Source organism: Carboxylicivirga linearis (assembly GCF_018271995.1).
Lineage (GTDB): Bacteria > Bacteroidota > Bacteroidia > Bacteroidales > Marinilabiliaceae > Carboxylicivirga > Carboxylicivirga linearis.
Genome location: NZ_JAGUCO010000010.1, coordinates 1 through 11,910 on the forward strand (window position 1 = coordinate 1; position 11,910 = coordinate 11,910).

The 11,910-nt window shown below is 38.3% G+C and carries 8 protein-coding genes; 7 read left to right on the plus strand and 1 reads right to left on the minus strand.

Annotated features, from left to right (window positions below):
- Positions 1-805: 805 nt before the first annotated feature.
- The gene (locus KEM10_RS13595; protein ID WP_212216567.1) at positions 806-1,495 is read right to left on the minus strand and encodes a hypothetical protein; all 690 of its coding nucleotides are present in this window, start codon (positions 1,493-1,495) and stop codon (positions 806-808) included.
- Between the two features lie 1,202 nt (positions 1,496-2,697).
- On the opposite strand from KEM10_RS13595, the gene KEM10_RS13600 reads away from it, so the two are divergent.
- From KEM10_RS13600 to KEM10_RS13630, 7 genes are all read left to right on the plus strand, one after another.
- Entirely contained in the window at positions 2,698-4,461 is a 1,764-nt protein-coding gene (locus KEM10_RS13600; protein ID WP_212216568.1) for a cellulase family glycosylhydrolase, read from the plus strand.
- Positions 4,462-4,802: 341 nt separating this feature from the next.
- Complete coding sequence (locus tag KEM10_RS13605; RefSeq protein ID WP_212216569.1) at positions 4,803-6,368, plus strand: GH39 family glycosyl hydrolase; 1,566 nt, start codon at positions 4,803-4,805, stop codon at positions 6,366-6,368.
- 10 nt (positions 6,369-6,378) lie between these two features.
- A complete protein-coding gene (locus tag KEM10_RS13610) occupies positions 6,379-7,995 on the plus strand; it encodes a glycoside hydrolase family 43 protein (RefSeq protein WP_212216570.1) in 1,617 nt (538 codons plus the stop codon).
- Between the two features lie 78 nt (positions 7,996-8,073).
- Positions 8,074-9,594 carry a family 43 glycosylhydrolase gene (locus KEM10_RS13615; RefSeq protein WP_212216571.1) on the plus strand — a complete coding sequence of 507 codons (1,521 nt, stop codon included), beginning with the start codon at positions 8,074-8,076 and terminating at the stop codon, positions 9,592-9,594.
- A gap of 206 nt (positions 9,595-9,800) precedes the next feature.
- Positions 9,801-10,007 (plus strand): putative signal transducing protein, encoded by a 207-nt coding sequence (locus KEM10_RS13620; protein WP_212216572.1) that lies wholly within the window; start codon positions 9,801-9,803, stop codon positions 10,005-10,007.
- 90 nt (positions 10,008-10,097) lie between these two features.
- On the plus strand, positions 10,098-11,093 hold the full coding sequence (locus KEM10_RS13625) for a HEAT repeat domain-containing protein (protein WP_212216573.1): 996 nt from the start codon (positions 10,098-10,100) through the stop codon (positions 11,091-11,093).
- A 3-nt stretch (positions 11,094-11,096) separates the two neighbouring features.
- The gene (locus tag KEM10_RS13630) at positions 11,097-11,855 is read left to right on the plus strand and encodes a formylglycine-generating enzyme family protein (protein WP_212216574.1); all 759 of its coding nucleotides are present in this window, start codon (positions 11,097-11,099) and stop codon (positions 11,853-11,855) included.
- The last annotated feature ends 55 nt before the right edge of the window (positions 11,856-11,910 follow it).

An 11,910-nucleotide genomic window follows, 5' to 3' on the forward strand; every position in this document is an offset into this window, starting at 1 on the left:
CTTCTTACCATACAAGATGATTCCTTTTCTGACTACTTTTAGACAAACAGAGTAAAGGTTAAAGTTCCAATACCAGTTTATGGGCTATAACTACTATATATCCGCCATTACTTCCTATTCTTTTGTAAATACCTGTATATATGCTATAAAATCATTTTAATTACTTATAGTCGTTTATTTAAAAAAATACGTTTATAAGCGATTAAGCAATTGACCCACATGGTTGAAGGTAAAAAGCAGATAGTTAAGAAATAAGGATTCATAGTATTTGATTAAAAATTAGCGTTTACAAAAATAGCAGAATACGGGTATTATGCTAATAAACCATTGCGTTTTTAGTTTAACGGAGTAAAACAGAAGATAAATGGTATAATTTTGTATTTCAATAATAAACAGATTATAAATACATACTTATGTGTCTTTTATTGTTATATAGGTGGTGTAACTTAAAAGCACACAACCTGTTTATTAGTTAAATAAAAGGGCTGTTTGTTAGAAGAAATTGCCGTGGTAAGCAAAATATTGCTCAGGGAAGGGTTAAATATCCCAATGGGAACTATTATTTGACAAGTAATTTTAGATATTTTACTCAGGAAGCTTGTCAAATTGCTCAGGGGCGGCTTAAAATTGCTGATTATTTTCAAAAAAACGACCAAAAATGCGGTTCTCATAAGTGATTAACCACTATATTTTACTCGTTGAGATTGATATTTTGCCCGTTGAGATCAATATTTTGCATAAAAAAGGGTGAATATCCCCCGAAGAAGGTGTGAAACAATCTCGGGGGCTAACAAAATAAAGGGTTTTAAGCTTTAATGTACTTTTTAAGTCGCTCATCATTCTTCCAAAAAACATAACGACCATACTCTCTTATTTCCTGTACTTTTTTATAAAGAAGGGTATAAGCTTTATCTCGTAATAATTTATTTCCGCCCCCCTCTTCTGCTGTTCCGTTAGCTTGAGCCAGCAATTCCGAAAGAGAATGCGAAAGCTTCTTTGCCTCTTGTAAAACAGGCATATCAAAGTTAATTGTCCCTAGAGGTTGAGGATTATTTTCACCAAGTACAGCCAGTTCTATTAAATCCTGAATCATATCGGCATTGCTGCTTCCCTCACGTAAACGACGGACTTTTTGTAGCAGGTTATTGTCTTTACGATAGGCAAATGTAAAATGATGCAGCATATCATCTCTTAGCTTATAAGCCTCAGGAGACTGCTGCTGCCATTCTTTTTGGGCCTCCTGACGGGCTCTGAATTCACTCATCCAATTCGCCTGTATATAACGCAGCGCTCCGGTAAGTGGAGTAACTTCGTCAATAATCTTTACATCAAGGCCTGCACCGGTTAATGCTTCCTTATCATGCTGGGCTTCTATGGCCAGGGTCTCACACGATGCTGCAAAATCATCAATGGGTTGATTGGGTAATTTAACCTCACCATCGGGCACTGCTTCAATCAATTCTTTCCATTCCTCATAGTTTTCGTTGAAACTCATAATTCAAAAAATTTAATGATATATTGCGGTCACCTCTCCGGCCTCCTCTTCCATTCCGGTCGCTTAAAACAGGTAGGTTGATGACCAGCCGGGGAGGGTTTTCCGTCAATATTTACTTCTTAAAATACTATATTGTTAATTACCACACAAACTTTAATGCAATAAATTAGCACTTTACTAATCATCTCCTTTACTAGTACACACAACCGTTGTATGCATTTTATTTTTTAAAATCGTTTGTATTCCTTATCAGCAAATGATTTCAGTAATTATACTATGATAATATAGATTTATTTTAAATTAGAGCAAAGAGGGGGGCACCTCATCGAAAAGTGAAAAACAAAATATTTTAAATGTAAATAAGGATCACTTTAAAAAGTTGTGGAGAATCTGAAAATTAATAATAAACTTATTTTTATTCGAATAATTTTAATAGCCAGAATCCCCCACTCGAAACAAAGTTTCGAACTTCGGATTGTCAGCGATAGTTGCGAACATGGCGGAATGGTGGCTTCGAGGAACGAGAAGTTGTACCTGAAGCCATAAGTTCGTCAACGTTGCGCAGCAATCGCCTCAATCCGAAAGATTTTTGATTCCTTTTTCTAAAAAAGGAATAATAGAATTCTTCGCTCAAGCCGGAATGGCTTCAACTTTTTGTTCATATATTCTTATAATTAAAAGGTATTCACGATTTACGTTTCACTACAATTGCCTCCAGCTCAAAAAGCCTGCCTGCGGCTAACAGGTTGACAAAAAAGCCGCCGACAACAGCACTCACTTACCCACTAGAGCAACGCTTCGGGAAAAATTTAAAGATTTACAGAATGTATCTCAAATTTTTCTATCCTTCGCTTTTGCTAGTGGGTCCCAAGCTGCGTTGCTGAGGTCGGAGTGACGAGATAACAAGATTTATTGAAAGTTTATTGCAGCATTCTATGTCCATTTTTTAAAACCCAAACTTGAATTAAAGAATAGAATTTCTTTTGGTGAAGTTATGACTGATCCACAAGAATATGAAGTGATCTGTAAATAATTGTATTCAGCAGCTTAGGAGGGAGTGTTCTTTTGTTACGATTTTAGTTAGTCGGCGTTAACATATTAGGTAGTTAAACAAAAATGTAAAAGGATTATCATTTTTTGTAAAGGTTAAAACTGATTAATACTATATCATTGTTAACAGATCAATTTAACTAAAATTAAAAATGAAAAAATCCAATATTATTACATTGTCCCGAACACTCAAATTTTATATTCTTATTACAGCTGCACTTTTTATTTTTAGTTGCGAAAAAGAAAATGCAGAAGATATTTTGAGTGTCACACCTACCGTAATTGAAATACCTCGATCAGGAGGTAAAGCTTATTTTACTATTGAAACCAATGCTTCTTCATGGCAAATACAAAACCCCAAACCCGATGTTATAGATTTAACCCTCACAGAAGGAACCAGCAAAAATGAAATTATTATAGTTGAAGTTGCAGGCAGAACTCTGGAAGCTTTAAATGAAACACTTATTGTTACAGCCGGAAGTGCTGTTCCTGTTGAAGTTCTGGTGACTCAAAAAGAATCTGAATATCTTTATGAGTTGCAGGTTGATGAAGATGAATTGGAATTTGTTCAAGACGATCGATCTACTAAAATCCTACTAACTTCTACTGCTCCTGAATGGACTATAAACAATACATTTGATTGGATTCATTTTAGTAAATCAACCGGAGGACCGGGTGATACAGAGATTACTATTGAGGTAGATGAAATTACCGATGGAAAGGATAGGAGTGCAACGGTTGAGATTACAGCAGAGGCATCAGAAACAATTCTGCTAACTATCAATCAAATTCCTAATATGTATCCCAGTTATAATACATCACCGCTTCCTGCTGATATGACTGGGGTGGAGAGTTCTGCCGTAGAATTGGCTTCAAAAATAAAAATTGGATGGAACATTGGGAATACACTGGAGGCTATTGGAGGAGAAACGGCGTGGGGTAATCCAATGGTTACAGAGGAATTAATTCAATTGGTGAAAGCAAATGGTTTTAATGCTATCCGAATTCCTTGTTCGTGGGATAAATATCTTGCGAATACCCAAACAGCTGAGATCAAAGCTTCATGGCTCGATAGGGTGAAGGAGGTAGTACAATATTGTGCCGATAATGAAATGTATGCTATACTCAATATTCATTGGGATGGCGGATGGTTAGAAAACAACTGTACGCCTGATAAACAAATGGAAGTAAATGCCAAGCAAAAAGCCTTTTGGGAGCAGATAGCCACTCATTTGAGAGATTTTGATGAGCACCTTATTTTTGCAGGAGCCAACGAACCTAATGTGGAGTCACAGGAACAGATGGATGTACTTATGAGCTACCATCAAACCTTTGTGGATGCTGTAAGATCAACAGGAGGTAAAAATGCCTATCGCGTATTGGTGGTGCAAGGGCCCTCAACAGATATTGAAAAAACACAGAATCTGATGTCGGCTATGCCTGATGATGAGGTTGCGGACAGAATGATGGCGGAGGTACATTACTATACTCCTTACCAGTTTTGCCTGATGACCGAAGATGCAAACTGGGGGAAGATGTTTTACTATTGGGGAAATGGCTATCATTCATCAACCGATACCGAACGCAATGCAAACTGGGGTGAGGAAGAGGATATGGATAATTTATTTGCTTCTATGAAGACTCAGTTTGTAGATAAAGGAATCCCTGTGATATTGGGCGAGTTTGCCGTCATTAAACGAACCTTTCTTACAGGAGATGATCTTCAGCTTCATCTCGATTCAAGAGCTTATTTCCTTAAATGCGTAGCCCAAAAAGCGAAGGCAAACGGAATACTTCCCTTTTATTGGGATGCAGGTAATATGGGAGAAAATGCTTCGGCTCTTTTTAACCGTGAGAATAACACAGTGTTTGATCAGCAGGCCTTGGATGCTTTAATGGAAGGTATTAATAATTAATGCGAATCAATAGTTCAAATTGTTTTATAGCAAAGTTCAACCCACTTTCGGGATTGTATCATTAGTCAAATAGTCACCCCGCGCTCCACACGAGGCTATTATTGTTAATGTCCTTCGAGCATTTTCAAATCCTGAAGGGATTTAATATGAATAGCCACGGGCGGAACCCGTGGAGTATGAACGTATTATAAAGGAACCCAAAAGTGGGTTCAACATTGATTCGCATAATTAAAGTCTGTTTATAAGTTCGTTAGTTGCTCTATAAGCCTTGATATCGAACTATCTATTCCAGACATTTATGGATTGTTATTAATTCGAATTCTCAATAAAAAATATAAAACATGAAAAAATCCTTAATAACCTTCATCCTGCTTTTATTAGCTGGTTTGATGGCTCAAGCTCAAACCAATCACCGGACTATTTCTGTTGATGTGGCTCAGGAGCATGGTAAAATGAATACCATGTTTAAAGAGTGTATTGGTGCCGGACGCGCTAACGAAGGCTTGCGTGCCGACTGGCAGCAACAACTAATGACTGTTAAAAAAGAGTGCGATTTTAAATACATCCGTTTTCATGGTATACTCACCGATGATATGGGTATTTATAAAGAAGATCATGATGGTAATCCGCAATATAACTTTATGTATGTCGATGCTTTGTTTGATTTTTTGTTGAGCATTGATATCACACCCTTTGTTGAATTAGGATTTATGCCAAAGGATCTTGCCAGTGGTGAAGAAACCATATTTTGGTGGGAAGGAAATGTTACTCCTCCTAAAGATTACGATAAGTGGGGCGATTTGATTAAAAGTCTGGTGCAACACTTCACCGACCGTTATGGAGAAGAAGAAGTGAAAAAATGGTACTTCGAGGTGTGGAACGAACCAAATTTGGTGCCTGCCTTTTGGACCGGCTCGCAAAAAGAATATTTTAAACTATATAAATATGCTGCCGAAGCGGTAAAAAGCGTGTGTGCCGATTATCCGGTGGGTGGTCCTGCCACTGCCGGAGCTGCCTGGGAATCGGAAATGATTGAATTCTGTAAGAAAAAGAATGTGCCGCTCGATTTTATCAGTACCCACTCGTATGGTGTTGATGTTGGATTCCTTGATGAGTTTGGAAACAATGGCACCCGATTGAGTAAAAACGATATGGCTGTTAGTCAAGATGTGATTCAATCTCGCAAAGAGATATCTGAATCTTCAATGCCCGATTTGGAGCTGCATTATACCGAGTGGAGTTCATCGTATACTCCTTCCGATCCTTTGCACGATAGCTATCACGAAGCCGCTTTTATCCTCAATAAAATTAAGCAAATAGGTGATGCTGCCACTTCCATGTCGTATTGGGTATTCACCGATATCTTTGAAGAAGCCGGCCCTCGCTTCACACCTTTTCATGGCGGTTTTGGTTTGATGAACACTCAAGGTATTAAAAAGCCGGCCTATCATGCTTATGCTTTGATGAATCAACTGGGCGAGACAGAATTGGAAAACACAGATAAGGCTTCGTGGGCCTGTAAAAATGACGAAGGCAGCGTTCAGTTACTGTTATGGGATTACACTCATACCTTACCGGATTCAATCAATAATCAGGATTACTATAACAACGATTTACCTGCAAAAGGTAAGGGAGTTGTGGATCTTAAGGTAAAAGGTTTAACCACCGGAACCTATAGTTTAAAAATACATAAAGTGGGTTACAGATGCACCGATGCTTATACGGCTTATAGCGATTTGGGTAGCCCTGATCAGTTAAGCAAAAAGCAGGTGGATCTTTTAAAGGAGATGACTAACGAATCACTGGTATCCACTGAGATTATTAAAATAGGAACTGATGGTACATATACTTCAGAATTGAAGATGAGGGAAAACGATGTGTACTTTATCGATATAGAAAAATTGTAAAAAAGATAGAATGATAAAAGTAAGTTGGTTTACACTTTTCATTCTCTTTGTTTTTGTCGGATGTAAAACAGAAACGGCAAGAACTTACGAGAATCCGATTATAAGAGGAATGAATCCCGACCCAAGCATATGCAGGGTAGGAGATGATTTTTACCTGGTAACGTCAACATTCGAATACTTTCCGGGTATTCCAATTTATCACAGTAAAGATCTGGTAAATTGGAAGCAGATTGGTCATGTATTGCATCGCCCGGAAAATTGTCTGGCAGAAGGAGCTTATTCTTCCGGAGGTAATTATGCTCCGGCTATTCGTTATAATAATGGCACTTTCTATGTGACCTGTACTAATTATGGTGGCAAAGGATCGCAGGGAGCTTATTATGTAACAGCAACTGATCCTGCAGGTCCATGGTCCGATCCGGTTTGGGTTGGCAACTGGAATGTAGATCCTTCCATCCTATTTGCCAATGATAGCATGTACTGGATTAGTCCTGATAATAAGGGGAGTTTTATGGTTGGTACCATCAATCCCGAAACAGGAGAAACCATTACACCTTTGCGTTTGGTGGCATCGGGCCAGGGAGGTTCATCGCCAGAAGGGCCGCATATGTATAAAATAAACGATTATTATTACCTGATGTCGGCTGAGGGAGGAACGGGTTATGAGCATCGTGAGGTTATTCAACGAAGCAAATCTCCTTATGGTCCATTTGATCCTAGTCCTTATGGACCTGTTATCACCAATATGAATCATCCCGAGAGTCCTTTTCAGGCAATTGGTCATGCCGATTTGGTTCAATTGCCTGATGATAGTTGGTGGTTGGTTTGTTTGGGAATTCGTCCGCAAGGAGGGAAGTTTCAACATTTAGGCCGTGAAACCTTTTTAGCTCCGGTTACCTGGACGGAAGATGGTTGGCCAATAGCCGGTACCAATGGTATGATGGATACATCTTATGTAGTCCCGAATCTACCCGAACATAAATGGGAGAAAGCCCCTGTTCGAGATGATTTTGACGCAGTAACATTAGGATTGGACTGGACTTTTATTCGTCAACCTTATGGGAATGATTGGTCGTTGACAGGTCGAAAGGGGTACCTGCGCCTGAACGGATCAGCTATCACATTAAAAGAGATGGATTCGCCAGCTTTTGTTGGTCGTCGTCAATCAGCTTTAAATATTGCTGCATCCACTAAAATGAGTTTCACACCAACTGCAGATAATGAAGAAGCAGGTTTGGTTATCAGGGCCAACGATGCTAATCATTATGCTTTGGTGGTGACACAAAAGGATGGAAAGCGAGTAGTTAAATTTCGAAGGGTTTTAGAAGAGCTGTTAGAGGATGAGATTTATACAGCTATTCCGGATGGTGATGTTGTTTTACGAATCACAGCTACACCTTTGGAATACCAGTTTTGGGTTCAGGCCAAAGGCTTTGAAACAAGCTTAATTGCATCAGCGCCAACCAAAGATCTTTCAACCGAAAAAGTGGGAGGATTTATAGGAGTGTTTATCGGTATGTATGCATCAGGTAACGGCCAGGCTAATACTAATCCTGCCGATTATGAATGGTTCGATTTTGAAATTAATCCTGTAGTACCATACGTCTGGAATAATGATCAAGAATAATTAATTTTGAGGTAGAACTAAGGTAGCCCCCTACCTGCTACTGCTTAAAAACTAACAATCTAAATTAAACTTTTATCAATGAATAAACTTTTTATCAGCATACTTTTAGTTGTAGGACTTATATCAACTAATTGCACAATGCAACAAGAACAGCAAAAGGAGCAGGTAAACAATGAGGAAACCTTTATGAATCCTGTGTTTGATGGCGATTATCCCGACCCAAGTATTTTAGTTGATGGTGAAGATTATTATATGGTTCATTCATCATTTGAATATTACCCCGGCTTGTTAATCTGGCATTCCACCGATCTATTAAACTGGACACCGGTTGTTAGCACGCTTCATAAGTATGTGGGCTCTGTGTGGGCTCCTGACTTAGTGAAGTACAACGATAAGTATTACATCTATTTTCCGGCTTCCAATACCAATTATGTGATTTGGGCTGATCAGATTGAAGGCCCCTGGAGCGACCCAATTGAGTTGGATATAACTATGATTGATCCGGGTCATGTGGTGGATGAAAACGGTAATCGTTATCTGTATTTCAGTAGCGGTAGTTATGTGCCATTGTCTCCTGATGGACTTTCCATTGACGGACCTGTTGTACATAGTTATTCCGGTTGGGAAATTCCACGCGAATGGTCGATTGAGTGTTTCTGTATGGAAGGGCCTAAATTGTGTAAAAGAGGTGAGTATTATTACTTAACAGTTGCCGAGGGTGGTACAGCAGGACCTGCAACTGGTCATATGGTTATATCGGCTCGTTCTAAATCACCACTTGGTCCATGGGAGAATTCACCTTATAATCCAATTGTACGTGCTAAAAGTAATAAAGACAGATGGTGGTCTTTAGGTCATGCTACGCCATTCGAAGATGCCTATGGCGATTGGTGGATGATTCTTCACGGATACGAAAAGGATTATTATAATATGGGGCGTCAAACCATGTTGGCTCCTCTTGAATGGACTGAAGACGGATGGTTTAAACTACCTGAAGGATATACGGTAGAAACACCAACCCAAAAGCCCAAAGGAAAGAAATCAGGTGAAGATTTTACTTTATCGGATGATTTCTCAGGCAAAACACTCAATCCTTCTTGGAGATTTTTTAAAGAAGATAATCCTGACAGATTTGAAATTAAAGACAACAGTATTATCATCAAAGGCAAGAGTGATAATGTTGCAGGTTGCTCGCCTATGTTGTGTATCCCTGAAGATCATTCGTATACTGCCGATGTAGAAATGGAGATAAAAGGAGATGCTGTTGGTGGAATAGTATTATTCTATAACGAAAGAGCATTCTCAGGTGTTTTAGCTGATAAAGAAAATGTGTTCGCTAACCTGCGCGGATGGCAGTTTGCCACAGAACCCAATGTGTTGGATCGTCATGTTTATCTGCGACTAAAAAACATTGAAAACACGGTTGATATGTTCTATAGCCTGGATGGCAAGGAATGGACAAAGATTGAGAACTCATTTGAAGCATCGGCTTATCATCATAATGTGTTAAGTGGATTTATGAGTTTAAGAATCGGATTGTGTTCAATGGGCGATGGAGAAGTTGTATTTAAAAACTTTAAGTATACACCTATTGACTAGTTTATCATTTTTTTAAATCAGAATTAAATAGAAGTATAAATCAGCAAAGCAGCTAATCTACGGATAAGCTGCTTTTTTTTGATTTCGATATGAAGAATATTTATTTTTATTGTTTGTTGCGTTTTAGGATATAATAATTTAAGATTTTGGTTAGCATACCCAACGTACTAAGATCAATTAATTCATAAATATAAAACAGAAGCATTATGAAGTTTATAACAATAAAAGAATCGCACGTTGAAGCAGATTTATTAATACTGAAGAGTATTTTGGAATCAGCAGGGATAGAATGTTTTTTGAAAAACGAATATACAAATCAGGTAATGACCCATATGGCAACATTTACCGTTGAACTGCAGGTGTTGGAGTCAGATTATGCAAAAGCTCAGGAAATTATGAAACAATCGGAATAATAAACTAAAGCATAAAGTATTCTTTTACATTAACATGGATAGATAAATTTTATATCTTTATTGTTAATTAAATCAATAAACCCAACCCTTATGAAAAAGTTATCGTTGTATCTTCTGCTTATTTTTACTTTGGCGTCGTGCTTTCACGAGCAAAGGGTAGTTACAATTACCACTTATTCCGATGAAGAGATAAATGCAGAATCATTACCTCATGCCAGTCAGTCCACGCTTTCGCATATTGCACTAAACGATTCAGATCCGGAATTAAGAAAACTGGCAATAAAACATGTCAATAGCCAATCTACCCTATCGCATATCGCAATAAATGATAATGCCCCTGAATTACGACAGATGGCGATTGCCAAATGCACATCGCAATCAACTTTATCTCATATTGCCTTAAACGACAATGACAGGGAGTTGAGAAGGATGGCTTTTAAGAAGGTCAATTCACAGTCCACCGTTTCGCATATAGCCTTAAATGATAATGATCCTGAGTTACGACAGATGGCTATCGCTAAATGCACATCGCAATCAACTTTATCTCATATTGCTTTAAACGATAATGACCCTGAATTGAGGTGGATGGCTTTTAAGAAGGTCAATTCACAGTCCACCGTTTCGCATATAGCCTTAAATGATAATGATCCTGAGTTGCGACGAATGGCTATCGCTAAATGCACATCGCAATCAACTTTATCCCATATTACCTTAAACGACAATGACAGGGAATTGAGGTGGATGGCTTTAAAAAAGGTTACTTCGCAATCAACAATTTCGCACATTGCCTTAAATGATAAAGATCCGGAACTACGCCAAATGGCTATTGCCAAAGCTACCTCACAGTCTACTTTATCGCATATAGCTTTAAATGAAAAAGATTGTGAGCTAAGATTAATGGCTTTGAAGAAGATTACTTCACAATCAACATTATCGCATGTTGCCTTAAATGATAATAATGAGGAATTAAGGGTGTTGGCAATTAAGAAATTAACCTCGCAGTCAACACTAACTCATATCTCACTCAATGATGATAATAGTGATATTAGAAAGTTGGCAATAACCCGGTTAACTCAACTAAAATAAGAAATGAGGTATTTATTACTCGCCTTTTGGGGGCTTCTGTCTATAATGGTTAATTCCCAATCTGTAATTACTGATAACATGGTTTTAATTCCTGCCGGAGAATTTGTGATGGGAAAAGATATGGAGAGTCAACCACCGTTTAGTCCTGCTCATAAAGTAAAGGTTAATGCATTTTATATGGATACCTGTGAAGTAACCAACCGTCAGTACTTGCAGTTTTGTAAAGAAACCAATACCGCTTTACCTGAGTTCTGGAATACAGAATTATTTAGATGTGGTGATGCTTTTCTTGATTATCCTGTTGTGGGAGTCAACTGGTTTAGTGCCATGAAATATGCTGAATGGGCAGGTAAAAGGCTTCCCACAGAGGCCGAGTGGGAATATGCTGCACGTGGTGGTTTGATTGATAAGGATTATCCTAATGGCAATAATTGGAATAAAGAAAAAGCCAGTCAGGAAGAAGGAGCATGGGAAAATCTTATAGAACCGGTCGGCCAGTATGAATCCAATGGCTATGGTTTATATGATATGGGTGGTAATGTTTGGGAATGGGTTGCCGATAGATATTCTGATACCTACTACGCAGAAGAAATATACGATAATCCGCAAGGCCCTGATAAAGGTTCAAATCGTGTGATAAGAGGAGGAAGTTGGCACTCGGGTAAGATGTGTAAGCGAGTTTATTATCGCAAAGGCTTAATAAGTAACTGGTCCGACTTTGCTGTGGGATTTCGTTGTGTCAAAGATGTTAATGGTAATTGATCAGCTGTAATAACAATAAAATAGTATTCGTTTTTTAGGGCTAAGGCAGTTTATC

Coding starts and splice junctions, on each gene's coding strand:
- KEM10_RS13595 (WP_212216567.1), bottom strand. CDS start 1,495: ATGAGTTTCAACGAAAACTATGAGGAATGGAAAGAATTGATTGAAGCA.
- KEM10_RS13600 (WP_212216568.1), top strand. CDS start 2,698: ATGAAAAAATCCAATATTATTACATTGTCCCGAACACTCAAATTTTAT.
- KEM10_RS13605 (WP_212216569.1), top strand. CDS start 4,803: ATGAAAAAATCCTTAATAACCTTCATCCTGCTTTTATTAGCTGGTTTG.
- KEM10_RS13610 (WP_212216570.1), top strand. CDS start 6,379: ATGATAAAAGTAAGTTGGTTTACACTTTTCATTCTCTTTGTTTTTGTC.
- KEM10_RS13615 (WP_212216571.1), top strand. CDS start 8,074: ATGAATAAACTTTTTATCAGCATACTTTTAGTTGTAGGACTTATATCA.
- KEM10_RS13620 (WP_212216572.1), top strand. CDS start 9,801: ATGAAGTTTATAACAATAAAAGAATCGCACGTTGAAGCAGATTTATTA.
- KEM10_RS13625 (WP_212216573.1), top strand. CDS start 10,098: ATGAAAAAGTTATCGTTGTATCTTCTGCTTATTTTTACTTTGGCGTCG.
- KEM10_RS13630 (WP_212216574.1), top strand. CDS start 11,097: ATGAGGTATTTATTACTCGCCTTTTGGGGGCTTCTGTCTATAATGGTT.